The sequence below is a fragment of the Anaerocolumna chitinilytica genome (genome assembly GCF_014218355.1).
GTDB classification, from domain to species: Bacteria; Bacillota; Clostridia; order Lachnospirales; family Lachnospiraceae; genus Anaerocolumna; species Anaerocolumna chitinilytica.
In genome coordinates this window covers 2187571-2207974 of sequence record NZ_AP023368.1, presented here as the reverse complement: position 1 = coordinate 2207974, position 20404 = coordinate 2187571, and the positions used below count along the sequence as shown (strand labels likewise).

General features: G+C 38.7%; 17 protein-coding genes and 1 other annotated feature. Of the genes, 6 read left to right on the top strand and 11 right to left on the bottom strand.

The window, feature by feature from the left end; translation table 11 throughout:
- Positions 1-911: 911 nt before the first annotated feature.
- The 3 genes from bsdcttw_RS09560 (at position 912) to bsdcttw_RS09550 (ending at position 4374) form a co-directional block, all read left to right on the top strand.
- Positions 912-1565: a hypothetical protein gene (locus bsdcttw_RS09560; protein WP_185259147.1), complete on the top strand. Its 654-nt coding sequence runs from the start codon at positions 912-914 to the stop codon at positions 1563-1565.
- 177 nt (positions 1566-1742) lie between these two features.
- Positions 1743-1965 (top strand) — a binding site (T-box leader).
- Positions 1966-2050: 85 nt separating this feature from the next.
- Positions 2051-3328: a serine--tRNA ligase gene (gene serS, locus bsdcttw_RS09555; RefSeq protein WP_185259146.1), complete on the top strand. Its 1278-nt coding sequence runs from the start codon at positions 2051-2053 to the stop codon at positions 3326-3328.
- A gap of 107 nt (positions 3329-3435) precedes the next feature.
- Complete coding sequence (locus tag bsdcttw_RS09550) at positions 3436-4374, top strand: DMT family transporter (RefSeq protein ID WP_185259145.1); 939 nt, start codon at positions 3436-3438, stop codon at positions 4372-4374.
- Positions 4375-4754: 380 nt separating this feature from the next.
- On the opposite strand, the gene bsdcttw_RS09545 is transcribed toward bsdcttw_RS09550, so the two are convergent.
- The 3 genes from bsdcttw_RS09545 to bsdcttw_RS09535 form a co-directional block, all read right to left on the bottom strand.
- Complete coding sequence (locus bsdcttw_RS09545) at positions 4755-6074, bottom strand: aspartate kinase (RefSeq protein ID WP_185259144.1); 1320 nt, start codon at positions 6072-6074, stop codon at positions 4755-4757.
- A 521-nt stretch (positions 6075-6595) separates the two neighbouring features.
- The gene (gene yfcE / locus bsdcttw_RS09540) at positions 6596-7138 is read right to left on the bottom strand and encodes a phosphodiesterase (protein ID WP_185259143.1); all 543 of its coding nucleotides are present in this window, start codon (positions 7136-7138) and stop codon (positions 6596-6598) included.
- 88 nt (positions 7139-7226) lie between these two features.
- Positions 7227-8117 (bottom strand): LysR family transcriptional regulator, encoded by an 891-nt coding sequence (locus bsdcttw_RS09535; RefSeq protein ID WP_185259142.1) that lies wholly within the window; start codon positions 8115-8117, stop codon positions 7227-7229.
- Positions 8118-8565: 448 nt separating this feature from the next.
- Here bsdcttw_RS09535 and bsdcttw_RS09530 point away from each other — a divergent pair, with 448 nt between their 5' ends.
- The gene (locus tag bsdcttw_RS09530; RefSeq protein ID WP_185259141.1) at positions 8566-9693 is read left to right on the top strand and encodes a DMT family transporter; all 1128 of its coding nucleotides are present in this window, start codon (positions 8566-8568) and stop codon (positions 9691-9693) included.
- A gap of 170 nt (positions 9694-9863) precedes the next feature.
- Here the strand turns inward: bsdcttw_RS09530 and clpP are convergent, their stop codons facing one another.
- The 7 genes from clpP to bsdcttw_RS09495 form a co-directional block, all read right to left on the bottom strand.
- Positions 9864-10454 (bottom strand): ATP-dependent Clp endopeptidase proteolytic subunit ClpP, encoded by a 591-nt coding sequence (gene clpP / locus bsdcttw_RS09525; protein WP_185259140.1) that lies wholly within the window; start codon positions 10452-10454, stop codon positions 9864-9866.
- On the bottom strand, positions 10451-10843 hold the full coding sequence (locus tag bsdcttw_RS09520; protein ID WP_185259139.1) for a helix-turn-helix domain-containing protein: 393 nt from the start codon (positions 10841-10843) through the stop codon (positions 10451-10453). The genes clpP and bsdcttw_RS09520 overlap by 4 nt, the downstream gene beginning before the upstream one ends.
- Before the next feature lie 161 nt (positions 10844-11004).
- The gene (locus bsdcttw_RS09515; RefSeq protein ID WP_185259138.1) at positions 11005-11364 is read right to left on the bottom strand and encodes a hypothetical protein; all 360 of its coding nucleotides are present in this window, start codon (positions 11362-11364) and stop codon (positions 11005-11007) included.
- Positions 11365-11508: 144 nt separating this feature from the next.
- Complete coding sequence (ygiD, locus tag bsdcttw_RS09510) at positions 11509-12285, bottom strand: 4,5-DOPA-extradiol-dioxygenase (RefSeq protein ID WP_330602417.1); 777 nt, start codon at positions 12283-12285, stop codon at positions 11509-11511.
- A 322-nt stretch (positions 12286-12607) separates the two neighbouring features.
- The gene (locus bsdcttw_RS09505; protein ID WP_185259137.1) at positions 12608-12850 is read right to left on the bottom strand and encodes a ribonuclease HII; all 243 of its coding nucleotides are present in this window, start codon (positions 12848-12850) and stop codon (positions 12608-12610) included.
- A gap of 132 nt (positions 12851-12982) precedes the next feature.
- Positions 12983-13885, bottom strand: coding sequence for an AraC family transcriptional regulator (locus bsdcttw_RS09500; protein ID WP_197979839.1), 903 nt, complete (start codon positions 13883-13885; stop codon positions 12983-12985).
- 299 nt (positions 13886-14184) lie between these two features.
- Positions 14185-17820 carry a CARDB domain-containing protein gene (locus bsdcttw_RS09495; protein ID WP_185259136.1) on the bottom strand — a complete coding sequence of 1212 codons (3636 nt, stop codon included), beginning with the start codon at positions 17818-17820 and terminating at the stop codon, positions 14185-14187.
- A gap of 541 nt (positions 17821-18361) precedes the next feature.
- On the opposite strand from bsdcttw_RS09495, the gene bsdcttw_RS09490 reads away from it, so the two are divergent.
- Positions 18362-19075 carry an AzlC family ABC transporter permease gene (locus bsdcttw_RS09490; RefSeq protein WP_185259135.1) on the top strand — a complete coding sequence of 238 codons (714 nt, stop codon included), beginning with the start codon at positions 18362-18364 and terminating at the stop codon, positions 19073-19075.
- Positions 19066-19401 carry a branched-chain amino acid transporter permease gene (locus bsdcttw_RS09485; protein WP_185259134.1) on the top strand — a complete coding sequence of 112 codons (336 nt, stop codon included), beginning with the start codon at positions 19066-19068 and terminating at the stop codon, positions 19399-19401. The genes bsdcttw_RS09490 and bsdcttw_RS09485 overlap by 10 nt, the downstream gene beginning before the upstream one ends.
- A gap of 100 nt (positions 19402-19501) precedes the next feature.
- Here bsdcttw_RS09485 and bsdcttw_RS09480 read toward each other — a convergent pair whose 3' ends face one another.
- Positions 19502-20380: a LysR family transcriptional regulator gene (locus bsdcttw_RS09480; RefSeq protein ID WP_185259133.1), complete on the bottom strand. Its 879-nt coding sequence runs from the start codon at positions 20378-20380 to the stop codon at positions 19502-19504.
- Between the last annotated feature and the right edge of the window lie 24 nt (positions 20381-20404).

Sequence of the window (20404 nt, the reverse complement as noted above, 5' to 3'; positions counted from 1 at the left end):
TTACTGCAGTTTCATACATACCGCAGTCCCTAAATTTACAGGTTCACAAGTTCTAAAATACTGCCAATGTATCCGACTAGAGTATTTCTAGTTTCTATGCTGTCAGGCAGGTTGCTTATCGGTTACAATCTCATTATATCGAAATGGCTGGAAATAGGAATAAAGCGGTAATTGAGTTGCATAAAAAAATAACTCAACTGCTGCTTGAGTCATCAAAACCCAGTAATATTAAGGCTTTCAAAGCATTGTTTTAAAAAATACCACATCAGAGTAATAATTGACTATAAAAAAGTACAAACAAAAAAACAGTCAATTATTGCTACCATAGAACTGAAACTTATCAGAATTATTAATCAAATTCATCAAAGTAATCTAATCTATCTTGATTGTTAAATTATTAATTAGCTCAAGCGTCGCACTTAAATAAATGCAACGTTTGAGCTATCTTATTCTTACACTATAAAAATAATAAAAAACTAACAAAGCACGTCCACTATTACCAAATACCACGTTTTTTTACCAAACACCACTGATGCATTGTTTTCACTAAGGATGTATTGTTTAATTAAGAGGTAAATAATTTAACTGTATCACACCTCAAAGTTTTGTTTTCATTATAAATAACTCTTTCTATAATTATAAGTTTTGGCAGAAACCATTATGTAAATATCACCAAAAGTTTCATAGCCATTTTTTCTATTATCATTTGATTATAAATAGTTTTTTTAAATAATACAAGATAATATCATGAATTAGGGCGATTTTGTAAAATTTTGACCTAAAAGAATCTCTGTATTATTTAATTCGAATAACTTACTGTCTTAAAACCTGTTTGGATGGACGATTTCTTTCCAGACTGGTTTCCCAATGGTTCCTTCATCCAAATAGTATATTATTAGGAGAATATGAAATTGAATACAGTATTTAATAATATAACGAAAAACTACTATAAAAAATATAGGTACTACGAATGGACATTCATAATCATATTTTTGATGCTTTTTATATTTTGTGGTAAATCCAGTGATTCAAAAATTTATTTAATATCAACCTATGTTTTAGGTTTAAATATTCTTTTTATGTTTAGTGCATTAAAAATTAAGCGTTTGATAAATAAAGGTAAAATTATAAGTTATACTACCAAAAAAATATGTGAGTTTGAGGGGACATATAGCATTTATATAGTGCTCATTTTATTCTTAATTACTTTATATGTCACAATAAGTGAAGTATTGAACTGGATGCCGTTTAGTACACTAAGAATGTGGATGATATTTGATATAATAGTCTTAGCTTGCATTCGTGTGTATTGTTTTGACTTTTGTATAATATTTTTTGATCAATTTTACTTTGTTGGATATAGGAAGTTTTACTACCAAGATATAACAACATTACATGAATTAAGATGCATAAACCACGGCTTATCTGAAGGAACTGTTTGTTATGAAATTTTTAGATCTGATAAAAAAATTGGATGTGATAAATTTTACTTAAGTGACTATAATTTTTTATATAGCAAAATTAAGAGAGAATCAGATCAATGCCAAGTTAAAGAACTTTTTTAGACATTTAAGCATTTTTTATCAAGTAAATTGCTCATCCGTTTTTATTTAATACTTTCTCTTCGAACTTTATAACAAATTCAAGTTATAAACTATAGTTTTAAACTGTTTGCTCAATGGAATTCAAAAAACCGCTTGTATTTTCCTCACATTTGTGTATAATAAATACAAATATATCAATAAACAGCATTGATAAAAGCTACGATTATGAGGTTTCCAAAGAGAGCCGGTGGTTGGTGTAAACCGGTGAAAGCTCAAGTCTTTCCACTTTTGGAGCTGTCGGTGAATAGAAGTTTTTATGAAGCCGAAAGGGCGGCAGCCTCTATCCTGCCATGTTGAGAGGCCGTAAAGTTAAGTGCTTACGGCAATTTGGGTGGCAACGCGGAATCCTTTCGTCCCATGTATTGTGTGGGGATGATAGGATTTTTATTTTTGCCCATTTTTAGACTAAATTATATGCCGCCAGCAGCGGCTGAATGGAGGAAATGATGTTAGACATTAAATTGGTCAGAGAAAATCCTGATATTGTAAAACAGAATATCAAGAACAAGTTCCAGGACAACAAGCTTGGCCTGGTGGATGAGGTTATTGAACTGGATGCCCAGTCCAGAGCCACAAAGCAGGAGGCTGATGCTCTAAGATCTGAAAGAAATAAGATATCCAAGCAAATCGGCGGTCTCATGGCTCAAGGCAAAAAAGAAGAAGCCGAAGAAATGAAAGCAAAAGTAAACGCAGAATCTGAAAGACTGGCCGAACTGGAAGCAAAAGAAGCCGAGCTGGAAGAACGTATTAAGAAAATCATGATGACTATTCCCAATATAATTGATCCCAGTGTTCCTATCGGCAAGGATGACAGTGAAAATGTTGAAGTAAAACGCTATGGTGAACCGGTGGTTCCGGATTTTGAAATTCCTTACCATTCAGAAATCATGGAGAAATTCAATGGAATCGATTTAGATAGCGCAAGAAAGGTTGCTGGTAACGGCTTTTATTATCTCATGGGTGATATCGCAAGACTTCACTCTGCTGTTATCTCCTATGCCAGAGATTTTATGATTGACAGAGGATTTACTTATTGTATTCCTCCCTATATGATTAGAAGCGACGTTGTCACAGGTGTTATGAGCTTTGCAGAAATGGATGCCATGATGTACAAGATTGAAGGGGAAGATTTATACCTTATCGGTACCAGCGAGCATTCAATGATCGGTAAGTTCATTGATACTATTCTTCCGGAAGAAACTCTTCCTCAGACCTTAACCAGCTACTCACCTTGTTTCCGTAAAGAAAAAGGTGCTCACGGTCTGGAGGAACGCGGCGTATACCGTATTCACCAGTTCGAGAAACAGGAAATGATTGTAGTATGTAATCCGGAGGACAGCCCTAAGTGGTTCGATGTGTTATGGCAGAATACCGTTGATCTTTTCCGCTCCCTTGATATTCCTGTAAGAACCCTGGAGTGCTGCTCCGGTGATCTCGCAGACCTGAAGGTTAAGTCTATTGATGTGGAAGCCTGGTCTCCCAGACAGAAGAAATACTTTGAAGTAGGCAGCTGTTCCAACCTTGGTGATGCACAGGCCCGCCGTTTAAAAATCCGTGTTGTAGGCAAAGACGGCAAGTACTTTGCACATACCCTGAATAATACGGTAGTTGCTCCTCCGAGAATGTTAATTGCATTCCTGGAAAACAACTTAAACGCTGACGGATCTGTTAATATCCCGAAAGCATTGCAGCCGTATATGGGCGGTAAGACGGTTATCAAATAAACTTTTACAGGGCTGTTTCACATAGAAAACTGAAACAGCCCTGTTTTTGTAATATTTGAATTCCTTTTCCTAATCAGCTATCATTTCCACTCTTTAAAGGAGTCTTTATGTCATCAACACATACAATAAAGGGCCATATTGCGGCCTTATTCAGCGTAATATTTTGGGGTACTACATTTATATCAACCAAGGTATTATTAAAAGCTTTTTCCCCTTTTGAAATATTAATCCTGCGCTTCCTTATCGGATATATCGCTCTATGGTGCATCAAACCAGGCAAAATTGAAAAGATACCAGGTCAAAAAATATCCCATGAGCTGCTGTTCTTAGGAGCTGGTTTATCCGGCGTTACGTTCTATTTTCTTATGGAGAATAACGCATTAACTTTGACCTATGCCTCCAATGTAGGTGTCATTGTTTCCACTGCACCCTTCTTTACCGCACTGATGGCACACTTTCTATTAAAGAATGAACGATTCCGTCCCTCTTTTTTTCTTGGCTTTTTAGCAGCCATAGCGGGGATATGTCTTATCAGTTACAATGGAAGTACTGTTCTTTCTTTGAACCCAATGGGTGATTTACTTGCCCTGGCTGCTGCCTTCGTATGGGGTATATACTCCATTTTCACAAAGAAGATCAGTGATTTAGGATACAACATGATGCTGGCAACCCGTAAAATCTTCCTGTACGGACTTATTACCATGCTGCCGTTAATCCCCTTCTTTCACCCCTCCTATGATTATAAGGAGATTATAAAACCGGTACATTTGGGGAATCTGTTATATTTGAGTCTCGGAGCTTCCGCACTGTGCTATGTAATCTGGAACTGGGCTACAAAAGTGCTGGGAGCCGTTAAGACAAGCCTTTACATATATATCATCCCGGTAATTGCAATCCTAACCTCCGCCTTATTCCTTCATGAAAGGATGACCTTAATAGGTGCTTTGGGTACTATACTAACCATAGCCGGTCTTGTAATATCAGAAAATCCTTTTTCCAAAAAGACAACTTCCGCAGTTAAATCAATTGATATCCATAAACAGTGATATCTGTCTGCTAAACTGTCAGACATCCCAAAACTATGATATCTGCTGAACTGTCAGATATCCCAAAACTATGATATCTACTGATTTGTCAGATACCCCAAAACTATGCTGTTTGTCGAACTGTCAGATATCCCAAAACTATGCTGTCTGCTAAACTGTCAGACATCCCAAAACTTTGATGTCTGCTGAACGATCAGACATCATAACTTTCAGCGACATAACAAGAAGTGCTGACCTCCGGTATATTCCATCCGGAAATCAGCACTTCTTAAATTATATCTGTTATTCTGGCAGTCAAATCAACCGCACAGAATCATTTTTATCTGTTTAGATTTATCTTGTCTAACCGTTAATACTTCCTTTATAAATAGGGGAAGGTCTTATAACTTCGCTAATACGAAAATATTATAAATAGCGTTGATAGCTACTTCAAAATCCTTATTACTTACCCCAATAATAATGTTGAGTTCACTGGAGCCTTGGTCTATCATTTTAACATTTACATTAGCATGGGCAAGGGCTGAGAAGATTCTTCCCGCTGTTCCTCTGGTCTGACGCATACCTCTCCCAACGACAGCAATAAGAGCCAAATCGCTTTCCAAATCAACAGAATCCGGGTTGGCAGCATGGTCTAAACCTGCTAATACACTCTGCTCTTTTTCAACAAACTCGTCCTGGTGAACAAAAACTGTCAAAGTATCAATTCCGGAAGGCATATGTTCAAAGGATATTCCATTTTCTTCGAATACACGAAGTACTTTTCTCCCAAAACCAATCTCCGAGTTCATCATATCTTTTTCTATATTAATTGCTACAAAGCCTTTCTTTCCAGCAATACCGGTAATGGTATATTCAGGCTTTAAGCAGGTATTCTTTACAATCATAGTTCCCGGGTCTTCCGGTGCATTGGTATTTCGGATATTAATAGGAATGCCTTCTTTTCTTACCGGGAAAATAGCATCTTCATGCAAAACACCAGCTCCCATGTAGGATAACTCACGAAGTTCCTTGTAAGTAATAGTTGATATTACTTCCGGGTCCTTAATGATTCTGGGGTCTCCAACCAGGAAGCCGGACACATCCGTCCAGTTCTCATATATGTCAGCTTGTACAGCTTTTGCTACGATAGAGCCTGTAATATCGGAACCGCCGCGGGAAAATGTCTTAATATCTCCATTTTCCAGAGCTCCATAAAATCCAGGTATAACTGCCCTTTCCGTACTTTTCAGTCTTTCAATCAACACGGCATCTGTTTTATCAGCATCAAACACACCGTTATTATCAAAAAATATAACATCCTTTGCATCTATAAATTCAAACCCTAAATACTCTGCCATGATGAGACCGTTTAGATATTCTCCTCTGGAAGCAGCATAATCGGAACCTTTTTTTGCTTTAAAGTCAACAGCTATCTGCTCAAATTCCTTATCAAGAGACATTGAAAGGTTAAGACCTTCTATAATCTCCATATAACGCTTTTTTATATCATCCAGGGCTTTTGTTGTATCCTCTTCTGCCACTGCCATATCGTAGCAATGGTAAAGCATATCTGTTACTTTCGTATCCTTGGAATCACGTTTACCGGGCGCTGAAGGAACTACATACCTTCTCGCTTCTTCAGAACGAATAATGGCCCCCACCTTTTTGAATTGTTCTGCGTTTGCTAAGGAACTCCCGCCGAATTTAACTACTTTAATCATATCTTCCTCCACCGTAATTAAAATATTCTAGCTTTCTAACTTTCAAGAGGCGCACCATATCTATCACAGGCATTCTTAAGACTGCCAGGAAATAGCGCGTAACTGAAATTAAAAGTGGAAATTGCTTTTATAACTTCCACAATATCTGTAGTCTGTGCCTTTAAGCAAATATTTGCCGCGGGTAAGAACAAATATACGTAAAAATAACAGCACGATGTATGCTATATGCAACAATCTGCCGGGAAATAATACCCCTTTGTAGTTCAATAAATTTTTGCTTTTTATAATACCACATATCCAGCTTGTTTGCAATGAATAAATAAAGTATTTATACAGAGATTATATCTGTATAATAATAATGATTTCTATTAGAATCTGCTCAGATACCATTAAATTCCCAGCTCCAGGTTTCCTTAATTATCCATAGTATGCATGAAACTCATAATCAATTGAATATATATTCACACAATAATTTACCTGAAAACACCATAGCAGTACTAATCTCAGCCTTTTAGGGTGTACTATGAAAGAGAAACTTTTTTATAAATTTCACCTTCCAGATTCTTAAAATACACTTCCTCCTCCCAAAGGATATAACTATGCGGACTATTTTCCTTCGGTATGGATACAGAACCTGGGTTGACATAGATAAAATCCTCCCTCTCCTCCCATGCCGGAATATGGGTATGTCCATTTAAAAGGATATCTCCTTTCTTAATGGAGGGCTTATTATCCGGATTAAAATGGTGGCCGTGGGTAGCAAATACCAGGCGGTTATTCAAATAAAGGATGCAGTATTCTGCCAGAACAGGGAAATTTAATACCATTTGATCAACTTCTGTATCACAATTACCCCGAACACAGAGAAGTTCATCCTTTAAGTTATTTAGAAGCTCAATAACTTTTTTCGGTTCATAGCCCTTAGGCAAATCATTCCTTGGTCCATGATACAGAATATCCCCCAATAAAAGCAGCTTATCTGCTCCCTCTCTCTTATATGCTTCCAGCATTTTATCACAGTAATAGGCAGATCCATGTATATCCGATGCAATCATTAATTTCATATCCGGCTCCTTTCTTATATAACAGCAGCTTCTTTTTCTTAAAGCTGTGAATTAATCTTTTATTCATTTGAACAAAAGATAAACGCAATTAATTTAAAATAACTTCTTTTATTATCTCAATAAATTTACCGGTTGTTACCGACAAATGTTTGTTTTTGTTATAGATCAGACTATATGGATATTCTAACTTGTCACAGTCAACATGCAGTTCTGTAAGCATTCCTTTTTCAATCTCTGATTTCACAGCATAAAAGGGGAGGATGGATACTCCAAGATCTGCATAAATAGCATACTTAATAGCATCAATACTTCCAAAGTGCATACCGATATTTTCCGTCAGCCCATATTCCTCTATAAACTTCTTATAATAAGTATAAAGCTGCGAGGTTATGCTATGGACCACAAAGGTTATATCGGATAATTCCTGAATCTCAATGGAATTCTTTGCTGCAAGAGGGTTGTCCGGTGAAGCTACTATCACCAACCTATCCTGAAACAATTTTTGGGCATAGATATTATTGTTGTAATTACCGTTGCCACCGTTTACCGCCACATCAAGGGTTCCATTTTCGATCAGGTTGGCAATTTCCGAAGTATCCGCCACATGAAGATTGACAGAAACCTTGGGGTATCTCTTCTTCATTTCACCAATGACTTTCGGGAGAATATATACTCCCGGCGTATTGCTTGCACCTAAATTTATCGTTCCGGCTATCTCATTCCCAAGATTTTGAATGTGGTTCTCCAGTTCCTCCACAACAGCAAATATCTTTTGGGTATAGCGGTAGAGCATCTCACCGTCTTCACTTAATACAATTCTGTTTCCTATTTTATTAAATAGCTTCAGCCCGGTTCCGCTCTCAAGCTTCTTTATCTGAATGGAGAGAGCTGGCTGACTGACACAAAGAACCTCAGAAGCCTTTTTAAAGCTCAAGTATTTTGCTATGGTATGAAATATTTTTAGATAATGCAGTTCCACCTGAACTCCTCCTGTCTCTTATAGGTCATAACTTTTATTTATCTGTCCCATTTAAACAATAAATTGGCTATATGAATAAAAGTATATTATACTTGTAATTGTAAAAATTCAAATCACCTAAACCTTTTAGAGCTTCCGGATTTCAAGTAATCTGATTACTTACACCAGTTTTCGCGGAGGCTCTTTTTCCGTCCATTTTTCAATAATTACATTTATAGCATCTTGAAAATAACACATAGAGAATTATAGCATACTCATGAAAAAAAACAATTATTTTTCCTTTATTGCTATTCTTCCTCCATTATGATAAAGTAAGGATATCCCCCCTGGGGGGATATCCTTACTTTTTTACCGGTTAGTTTACTATTTTAGTGCTTCTTGTATTATCTGTTTTCACTATGAGGGTACTTAGATGGAATAAACAAATTGTACTAGAAATGAGGTCAACATGAAACCCACCGCACATTCTTCCTATGTATATGCCATATTAGCAGCCTTTTTATTCAGTTTAAATGCTCCCTTTTCGAAGCTGCTCTTAAATGACCTTCCGCCTACCTTCCTGGCAGCTTTATTATACCTGGGAGCAGGCTTTGGTATGATCCTGCTTCATCTGATTGCCAGCACATCTCACCGACGTCAGGAGGCCAGACTAACAAAAAAAGAGCTGCCCTATATCTTTGGGATGATATTCCTGGATATTGCAGCTCCCATATTATTAATGCTCGGCTTGACAAAAACCAGTGCTGCCAATACCTCCCTTTTAGGTAACTTTGAAATTGTGACAACTGCCCTTATTGCAGGTTTCATCTTTAAGGAAACCATTGGCAGCAGGCTCTGGAAGGCTCTCTTTCTTATTACTGCCGGTTGTCTGATACTTAGTATGAATGATATCAGAAGCCTTGACTTCTCCTCCGGCTCTCTTCTTGTATTAGCAGCAAGTGTTTGCTGGGGTTTTGAAAATAACTGCACCCGAATGCTCTCCCTTAAGAGTCCCATGGAAATTGTCATCCTAAAAGGCTGCGGTTCCGGAATTGGTGCCTTGCTTATAAGCATCGTTACCGAACATATTACCCTGCGTATTTCTTTTATACTGGCAGCCTTTGTTCTTGGTTTTATTTCTTATGGCCTTAGTATCTTTTTTTATGTACTGGCACAGAGAGAATTGGGAGCTGCAAGAACGGGAGCATTATATGCTGTTGCTCCTTTTCTTGGGGTGCTGCTATCCTTCCTGATTTTTCATGGACAGCTGTCCTTTGGCTTTTTTATCTCTCTTCTTCTCTTTCTGGCAGGCGCTTATCTGGCTTCCAGTGAGAGACACAGGCATCTGCATATACATGATTCTCTAACACATGAACACAGGCACAGCCACAATGACGGACATCATTATCATAACCACCAAGAGTCAGTGACCGGAGAACACAGCCATATACATACCCATGTTTCCCTAAGCCATTCTCATAGTCATACGCCTGACCTGCATCATACTCACAATCATACTCATAGCCATAATCACAATCACAGCCATAATAACATTCACAGCCATAATAACATTCACAGCCATAATAACAAACATTAATGTAATACACCAGGCTGTGATATTCTTATATATAATCATAAATCAAGGAATTCTTCGCTTACTTAACCTCACGAAGACAGCCTTTAAGTAGATAACCCAAATAAAATAATGACTGTTGTAAAATGTAAACCTTGTTCCACAAAGCATACCTTTACAACAGCCTTTATCTATTAATTCGCAGGTTTTCTTTCCATAATACCGTCAATCAAACCGTATTCCACGCTTTGTGCTGCGGTCATATAGTTGTCTCTTTCGGTATCCCTTTCTATCACTTCCAGGCTTTTACCGGTGTTTTCAGAAAGGATTTCATTGAGGCGGCGTTTTGTTCTCTGGATCTTCTCACTTATAATCCGAATATCACTTGCCGTACCATTGCCTCCGCCGGAGGGCTGATGAATCATAATCTCTGCATTGGGAAGGGCGTAACGCTTTCCTTTGGTTCCGCCAGCTAACAAAAAGGCACCCATACTGGCAGCCAAACCGACACATATAGTAGATACATCACATTTGATAAATTTCATAGTATCATAAATAGCAAATCCCGCTGATACAGAACCTCCGGGACTGTTGATGTAAAGGTAGATATCCTTATTGGGATCTTCTGCCTCCAGGAATAACAGCTGCGCTACAATAATGCTTGCAGAAACATCTGTAACCTCCTCGTTCAGGAATATAATTCTATCCTTTAACAGCCTGGAGTAGATATCATAACTTCTCTCTCCTCTTGAAGACTGCTCTATTACATAAGGAACCAGACTCATGCTGCCATCCTCCTTTCATAGGTCTTACTTAAGCTCATAGTAAAGCTTACACGGTTTAAAGCCTGCTTGATGTTATTACGGTAACTGCCGGGAGCTGTTTGATATAATCTTTTGAATGCCAATGTAAATGCCTGCTGAGATTCATAACAGGCTCCTAGGGCTATCTCCAGAATAGAAGCATTCGTAAAGGCAAGCTGAATCGCCGCTCTTTTTAATCTTTCTTCCCTGATATACTTTGTTAATGTACAGCCATAATGCTTCGTAAAAAGCCGTTCCAGATGATACTTTGAGTAACCGGCTTCCTTGGCAAGTTTATCCAGATCCAGATTTTCCTGCAGATTGCTGTCTATATAGTTCTTAATTTTCTTTAGGGAATTTTCTTTCTCCATGATATTTCACCTCATTTCACTACTTTTGGATAATATTTTTTAAAGCAGAGGTTTATAAGTAAATTTCTTATACCGCTATTATATCAATTAATTTAGATGTTGTTTTAATAGAAATTGCGATACTGCTTCAAACAGATACCGCAATTCATGTTAACACTATATCAGGAACTTTTTCCTTGAAGATTCTCTTCCTCTAAGGTTTGAAAATTAGCTTCGTACTTACTGACTACCTGAGAAAGTGTTTGATGGATTAGTTCCTTCCCTCTATTCTCAAGTTTAATTAAAGCGGCTGTATTCCTATGTTTTTCGGCGCATATCTTTGCCGAGGGCAGCAGCTTATCTCTCACCTTTCTTCCGCTATGGGTTAAGTATTTATCCAACAGCTCCTTAAATGTGCTGCCGGTTCCTGTTATATCCTCCAGCCGTATCGTTCCATCGGTAATGTCATCCAATCTTTTAACATAATGCTTTAAGGTAATTCCGTTGTCATCTGCTATTTTTATTTCAATATCTACAATCATTTTTCCACCCTATTTGTTTTCTGATAACTGTATCGGATAAAATAGGGTATTACTTTATGAGTTTCCTAATTCTTCAATTTTAGTTCTTTGTTTACCAATTACCTGCATTGGTTTCAATTACGCAAAAAAACCGTATTCTGTACACTAACGAAGCAAATAGCTTGTCATGGACAGTGAGCCCAATACATAGGCTTCATTGAATATTTCTGTTTGAAACTTCTCTCCCGCTGCCCCCAGAACATAAAGCAGTGGATAGAAATGTTCCGGCGTAGGAAATGCTTCTCTGGAAGCTTTGGATTTCTGATAATTCAACACACTGTCAATATCCCCGTTTATGATTCCTTCCTTAATATAGGTATCGAATTCGGCTGCAAAGGGATATCCCTCTTCTTCCATCTCCCAGTTAACCTTTCCCAGATGATGAACTACATTTCCACTCCCCATTATCAATACCCCTTTTTCTCTTAAAGAAGCAAGTTTCTTGCCTAATTCATAGTGATAGAGAGCGTTCTTCGTACTGTTAATGCTTAACTGAAATACCGGGATATCTGCCTTGGGATACATCTTGCATAGCACAGCCCAGGTACCGTGATCCATTCCCCATCTGTTATCCGAAACAGCTTCACCCTTTAATAACTCCATTACTTCTCTAGCATATTCTACAGAGCCGTTGGCATCGTATTTTAGTTCATATAATTCTTTGGGGAATCCATACATATCATAGATCTGTCTGGGCTTTGCTTCTGTAAATACACCCGTATCCGGTGTGTACCAATGTGCAGACACAGACAGTATCGCTTTTGGCCTAGGGATTTTAAGAGCAATTCTTTCCCATCCTTTTGTAAAACGGTTGTCTTCAATTGCATTCATTGGTGAGCCATGACCTACAAATAAAACCGGCATTATTTCTTTCATATCCATTCTGTGACCTCCCTAAGTTTAATAGTCATTAAAGTCCCTGATTCTATTATTTCTTTAACTTTCTTATATCTTAATTTCCCAAATTAAGAGTATTACTTCACCTGTAATTCTTTTGATATGGTTTGGCTTTCATCTAGTTCCTATCATGATTAAACTTATTATAAAACTTCCGGAAGTAAAATGAAATACCTAAGAAAAACAAACCGTATAATAAATTCGTCTAAAAAAAATAGGAGTCCCTAATCGGACTCCTATCAATATCAATATATGCACTTTTGTTGTGTGATACAGCAATTACATATGCTTTTTCATGCTGTAAATCTCAGCAGTTCTCTATTGTATAAAAGATTATTCTCATGTAGTCTTTCGGATTGGTGATATCCAATGAGAGTTTGAGACAATTCTTGTTATCCCTGTATTTTTGTAGCAAGTCACTTTGTATCTCATATTGCTTGTTGATGTTTTCTTTTCTTCCGTCCGGGTGTAATAGGTTAACCCGTCCGTCACATTCATTTACCTTTTGAAGAAAGCCATTCATATTTCTTAAGATATTTAACTTTATCATTTCATAACCTCCACCTTTGATTTATAAGATGAAGGCAATAATTCTACTCTTCCGATTGCTCTTCATCTCTATGGAAGTCATTATAACTTAATAACCTATAACTTAATATTTTGTACCTGCCTTAATATATCATTATCCTGCCATTTTGCGCCGATATTCTAAGGGCGTACAGCCAATGTATTCCCGAAAAACCTTTCCAAAGTGACTGCTGCTTTCAAAGCCACAAGCATGGCCGATATTGGTTATGGATTCGCGGCTCCTTGCAAGCATATGACAGGCCATCTGTATTCGGTAGTTTCTGATATATTCAACTGGCGTCATATGAAGATTATCATGAAATTCCCGAAAGCACTCACGTTCGCTGGAGTAAGAAGCTGCGGCAATTTCTGAGATTGTGAGCTTTTTCATATAATTATCATGGATATATATCATCATCATTTTAATCTTGTCATTTATTTTATTAGAAGCATTTTTTTCTTCTAGCAAAGGTTTTGTTATTGATAAAAGCTGAAGCCATATATCAGATAAGACAGACCGAAGTTTTATTTCATATCCGAAATCTTTATCTGAGAGCTGAAAAGAGCTGCGTATGGTATCAAGCACCTGTGTATGTGCTGCATTATCCGGGTATAAGGCTATTACCTCAAGCTGAGATGCTGCAGTAATCGGTGTTATATACTTTTGTTCTATCCGGCTTCCCGGCTGCCCAGCTATGAAAGCGGCATCAAATATATGCAAGAATTGAATATTTTTATCCAATTGTGTCAGCGGTCTTGTCATATGTAGTATATTACTATTTACCATTCCTCCTGAACCCGCAGGAAACAACACTTTACCTTTTGGTGTACAATACTCCAGTAAACCGCTTTCAATATAAAATAATTCTACCGCTTTGTGCCAGTGCCAGGGAACAAAACGTTCTGTGAATTTATCCAGCTCTGCTCTGGATGCAATGTAGGTAAAATCGGACTCAAAACCTGGCAGTAATTCTTCCTTGCTCCCCGCATGAAATTCTATTGTTGAAACATTATTCAAGCTTCTTCCACTCCCTTCGGAAAAATCACTATATTCTTTAAACCTTATCCGACCCACTATAAAGGTATTACTTCTTGATTTATCTGTTCTGAAACTATTATACCAAACTCACATATAAAAAAATAGCATTGAATAACAGCTATGCTATTCAATGCTAGGAAGTACGCTTTACTTTGAAGTATGTTTTGTTATGAAATATGCTTTGTTATGAAGTATGCTTTGCTTTGTATTTTCTTTACCACTTAATAACCAAAGCCATAAAGAACCGGAACCCTTAATCGGGTTCCGGTTCTTTCGCTTTAATTAAAGGTAATATTAAAACCGCTCATAATCAGATACTTCTCAGGAGCTTCAATATTGCTGGTTGTAAGGTTAGTAAAGGTTGCAGAGCCATTAGAGGTATAGGTAAAGATTGCTTCTCCAAGATGGGGTGATGAGAATCTGGAGGTTGTGATTGCATCCTTTCCTGTTCCATTGATATTGATGTTCTTAAATACAATATTACTGAAACCTCCGCCATAACCAAACTGGATAGCATCTCTCTGGCTATTAATAATATCGATATTTTCGAAGGTTATGTTCTTAATACCGGTATTGGAAGCTTCCAGGTCAATAGCTCCTCTTTCACCGTTATAGCAGTCCTTACTTGTTCCGCTGTTGATAATAGTGGTATCGGAGAAAATAATTCCAGTGTTGTTTTCAAAATGATATCCGGGGAATACGGTATTTAAGCGGATACCGGAACCCATAAAGCAGTCTTTGACATAATTATATTGTGCCTTATGACCGGAACCTCCAAAGATTGCAATAGCTGCTGCTCTCCAGTTATTTTCTATGGTGTTATAAAGGAATGAGTTATTAACCTCCATAGGAGCACCCATTGTACTGTCAGGCCACATAGCAAGACCATCATCACCGTTGTTTCTGACACTGCAGTTTCGTACAGTAGAGTTCTTGGTACCCTGACAGAAATTAATGCCATCAGCCAGGTTATTTCTTACTCTGCCGTTCTCAATAAGAAGATTGTCTGCAACTACTACCGGTGTGTGTGCATAATCAGCAACCCAGAAACCGCATTCAAAATGATCCTCCCAGAAATCATGGATCTTAGAGTTAGTACCAAAGTTATCCATAAAGCATTTATAGATAGCATTTTGATTGTATCTGGTTCTTAAATTAGAATTCAGATATACATTGCTAAAATCTACTGTTCCGGTAATGCGGAAGGAAATACCGCCGCTGGCTGCATTGGGGGAGGTAAACTGAATATTGGTATACCACATGCCGGCACCGGTAATTGTGATATTCTGAGCATTGATTGTCCACATTCCGCCAAGGTTAAAGGTACCAGCAGGTATATATACAGTCTTTCCCTGGGAAGCAGCAGCACTAACGCAGGCATTAAATGCATTTAAATCATCTGCACCATCATTTGCCACTGCACCATAGGAAGTTACTGAAAGAGAGTTAGCAGGCTGAGAAATAGCTGATGGCACGGGTTCAACTTCTACAAAGTCAACACCATACTCAAGGCTGTCTCCATTAGACTTTTGTATGCGAAGCTTATCACCTGCTTTTAAAGCTGTTCCAAGCTTCCAGTGAACTTCATCAAATCGGAAAGCCGCCTGTCCGCCATTCGGTGCATCCCCTGGTTGGTCTCCGGTAAAGTACTGCCAGGAATAATAGGAGGTTAAATTAATGGTTTGTACTTTTGTTCCATTTACATAGCAATCCAAAGAGCCATTCAAGCCCATACCATCGGAGGAATCCGGCATGGTAAATCTCATATCAACCCCGGCTCCGCCCTGGTTAATCGTGTATTCTACGTATGAACCGTTGGAAGGAAGTGCTACATAGGCTTGATTAGAAGCTTCTGATGCAATTAGGGCATAGTTAAAATCAGGTGCTGTACGAAGTACGGCTCCTCCGCCTATCTGTGCATCTTCTGACTCATATCTGGTATAAGGAACCGTTGCCCCTCTGCCGCCGCTGCCTACTGTTAAGTTAACAGCTAATGTATTATTGGTTTCATCTGTTTCACTTACTGCACCGGTACTGTCAGCAACAGCAGTAATTACATGGGTGCCGCTTGTTGCTGTCCAGGGAGAAGTTGCAGTAACAGTCATTGTTCCGCCAGCTGCAATAGAATTCGTATTATTTGCTGATGCTGTTACCTGTACACCATCAACTTTAAATGCTACTGTGCCAACCGCACCGGCTATCGTTCCCTGATTTTTCACAACTGCATTAAAGGTAACGGCATTGCCGGCTGTTACATAAGAAGGTGTATAATTAACCTGCGTAATTACAAAGTCAATTCCTGCCTTCGGATTAACGGTTAGAGTTGTGCTGTAGGTATTGTTGGTTTCATCACTCTCAGCAGTTGTGCCCGCTGCATCAGTAGCAGCTGTTATCGTATGACTGCCTGCTGTTTGGACTGTAAAGGTACCGGTAACAGTAGTGGTAGCTCCAACAGTTAAAGATGTGGTATTATTTGCTGAGGTGTAAACGGTAGTTCCGTCAACACCGATTGCCAATACTCCTGGTGCTCCTGCCGCATTTCCCTGATTCTTAACTACTGCGCTAAAGCTTAAAGTATCTCCTGCCGTAGGAGAAGCGGGGGTTATTGTTAACCCTGTAACCACCATATCCGGCATAGGTGAAGTTGTTACTGACAGACTTTCTGAATACTGGTTGTTGTTTTCATCCGTTTCAGTGATTCGATTTACATCATCTACATAAGCTTTTACCGTATGATTTCCGGTTGTTGCTGTCCAGGAGGCAGTTCCAGAAGGCCCGCTGTTTGCTGTCAGCGTTACAGAAGCACCTGCAGCCAGTGAGGAAGTTGTTGTATCTGACCAGCTTACCTGTGTTCCATCAATAAAGAAGCTTACTCCAAGTATTGTTCCGGCAGGTGTTGCACCGGTCCCCTGATTTTTAACAACTGCAGAAAATACCGTTGCATTGCCTGTCAAAGGAGCAGCTGGTGATGAAGTTATATCGGTAACAATCAGATCCGGTGTACCTGTACCACCGCTCTGGCCGTTTATTGTAATGCTCTTACTGTACTGATTGTTGCTTTCATTGGATTCGCTGATTCTGTTAACATCGTCTACCCAGGCATTGACCGTATGAGTACCGGAAGCTGCCGTCCAGGAAGCCGTACCACCCGGTCCGCCGTTTGCTGTCAAGGTTACCGTGGCTCCTGCTGCAATGGAAGATGTATTATTGTCAGACCAGCTTACCTGTGTTCCATCAACTAAGAAGCTTACTCCATTGATAACACCAGCTGCTGTGGCACCGGTTCCCTGATTCTTAACAGTTGCAGAAAACACCACGCCATTGCCGGCCGAGGGATTGGCAGGATTCCAACTGATATCTGTAACTATTAGATCCGGTGTACCAGTACCCGTACTTGCGGTTCCATAGATTTCAAATTCGGCAGCTTGTCCGCCGGAAGCTTTGGTATTGGCTGTAAATTGAAGTCTTACGTAACGGGCATTTACCTGATTAAAGGTAATGGTCACTGTGTTGGAAGAAGAAGGACTAAAGGTATAGGCTGCTGATGCAACCGCAGTATTATAGGTTGAATTATCATTACTAGTTAAAATGCTTAATGTCTGAGTTCTTTCTTCCCAGGAAGAATTCAGTTTTAATACGATCTTATAAAAAGGTTGGCTGCTTCCTAAATCAGCTGTTAAAGTATTAGGATAGGAATTCGCTGCACCTTCCCAATAGGTATTTACATTGCCGTCATTGGCATTGGCTGCTACATAACTCTGAGTATAATTATTAGCTGTCACGGTCTTTCCCAGAGCAAGATTTGCGGTATCTGCCGCTTTGACGATGGTTTCAGGGGTGTAAACGAATACCTGACAGATTACAAGCATAAGTGTTGTAAGTACTGTTAATAATTTTCTACGATTTCTTTTCATTGATACCCTCCACATCATGATAATAAATTAATAAGTAACAAATAAAGGTAATATTACTGTTCCGGATACAGTAATATCTCCCCCATTGGTCCTGCTTGCCCTCAGGCTTAATGGATATCCATTATAAGCATGAACCTGGCCCTTCACCTCCCCAATGATTAATAAGAGCTCTCTGGTTCCATAAAAGCAGTTATATTAGTTTAACGTTAAACTAGCCGAACCCTACTTTTACTTCATATTTACATATTAACATGAAATTTTTGGATATGCAATATCTTTCTTGGTATATTTGTATATTATAATCATAATAGTCAAAATATTTTTGTACCTTTTCCATGACTAGTTACCGAATTAATATAAATAATCATGGTAAAACTGCTTGTTTTCTTATGGAGAGGTTTTGCACTCTGATACCCCATTTCATTGATATCCTGTGAGATCAAAACGGGTTGACAAAACACATCAATGACTTTAAAATTGTCTTTGCCAGCCATTGTATCACTGTGTCGTGCTGCTGTGCAAAAACAAAAGGAGTTAACTGATGCATAAACAACATAAATACCGCCAGGCTTTCCTGGCTGCTTTCCCACAAACTATTCCAATACTGACCGGCTTTGCTTTTCTTGGGTTTGCTTATGGATTCCTCATGAGCTCCAATGGTTATGGACCTGTTTGGTCTTTTCTGATGAGTTCCGTTGCTTTTTGCGGCAGCATGCAGTTTGTCGCCGTCACGCTGCTCACCAGCCCATTTGCCCCGCTCCAGGCATTTTATATTGCACTTATGGTTAATGCCAGGCATCTATTTTACGGATTATCTATGTTAGAAAAATATAAGGGTATCGGAAAGATTAAGCCCTTTCTGATCTATGTACTGTGTGATGAAACATTTTCGATAGTAAACAGCAAAGAAGCACCCGATGGTGTGGACAGGGGTGCTTTCTTCTTCTTTATATCCTTTCTGGATTACTTTTACTGGGTAGCAGCATCCACACTGGGAGGGCTGCTGGGAAATGCTGTTTCCTTTAATACGAAAGGACTTGATTTTGTGCTGACTGCCCTTTTTATCGTTATCTTTCTGGAACAATGGCTGGAAGGTAAGAATCATTTCTCTGCTGTTACCGGTATCCTTTGTTCAATTATAAGTCTCTTATTCTTTGGCACAAAGAATTTTATTATACCAGCGATGCTGCTCATACTGTCTGTCTTGACCTTATACCGAAAATTCTATAAAGGAGAACCTGCCTCATGTACTTAACGCCTCTTCAAACGCTGATTATTATTGCAGCTATTGCTCTTGGAACCATGTTTACAAGATTCCTTCCCTTTCTTCTATTTCCTGAAAAAAAGACTCCTCCTCTCTACATAAACTATCTGGGTAAAGTACTGCCAAGTGCAATTATCGGACTTTTGGTGGTTTATTGTATGAAGAGTATTTCATTTATCTCCTCACCTTATGGCATTCCGGAGGCTGTTGCTGTCTTATCCATCCTCTTATTGCATCTCTGGAAAAGAAATACCCTGCTAAGTATAGCAGGGGGAACGATTGTCTATATGCTTCTGGTACAATATGTCTTCAAATGATATATTTTGGTCCTAAGGCTAACTCGTTCTTTCTGTTTTGTATTGTTTCCATATAAATATATTAATATTAATATAGTAATTTTTCAAACATACCTATTATCTAGGTTAGAAGAATCTTCATCATTTTCTCTGCGGCGGAGGATAAAGGATGGGAATGAAGTGTGACCGCACAGATATATCTCTCTTTTAGAGGTTCTATGATATCTATAAGATCCACAATTCCTTCTTTTATAGCGGCGGCGGCAAAGTTATAGGGAACAAAACCGATCCCAAGGCCGTAGGCTGCGGCCGGCACCACCAAATCCGTGGAAGCTAGTTCGATGTCAGGCACCAGCCCTTCTCCCTGAGATAAAAACAATTCCTCCAGATACTGTCTGCTGATAGTTCCTTTTTCCAAACAGATAAATGGATAGCGGACCAGCTCTTTTAAGGGTACTTCTCCCTCGCAGAGGGGATGACCTTTCCTGGCTATAAATACATCCCGAAAAGCTTTGAGTTTATAGATATTCAAATCCTCCTCTTCTATTGGAGATATTATGACAGCCATGTCGATACTGCCGTTGCGAAGTTTTTCAACCGCAGAGGGGGTAGAACAGTTGGATATTTTAAGACGGATATTCGGATACCAATTCTTATACTTTTCCAGATATGCTAATAGAAAATGCTGCATTGTCATCTCACTTGCTCCTATGTGGAGAATCCCTTCCTGCAGCTCCTTCCGGTTCATCAGTTCTTCTTCTGCCAGATCAATGTGTCTATAAGCTTTTGCTATATGCTCATAGAGGATTTCAGCTTCCGGTGTTAACACCACTCCCTTTTTAGACCGGATAAATAATGTCATGCCAAGCTCTTTCTCCAGATTCTGAATGTATTTGCTTACCGTTGGCTGAGACAGATATAACTCTTTCGCTGCTGCAGTTATGCTTTTATCCTTTGCTACAAAGTAAAAAATCTTATAGTGTTCCAGATTAATCTTCATATTTCATTCTATCCATTCACTTTT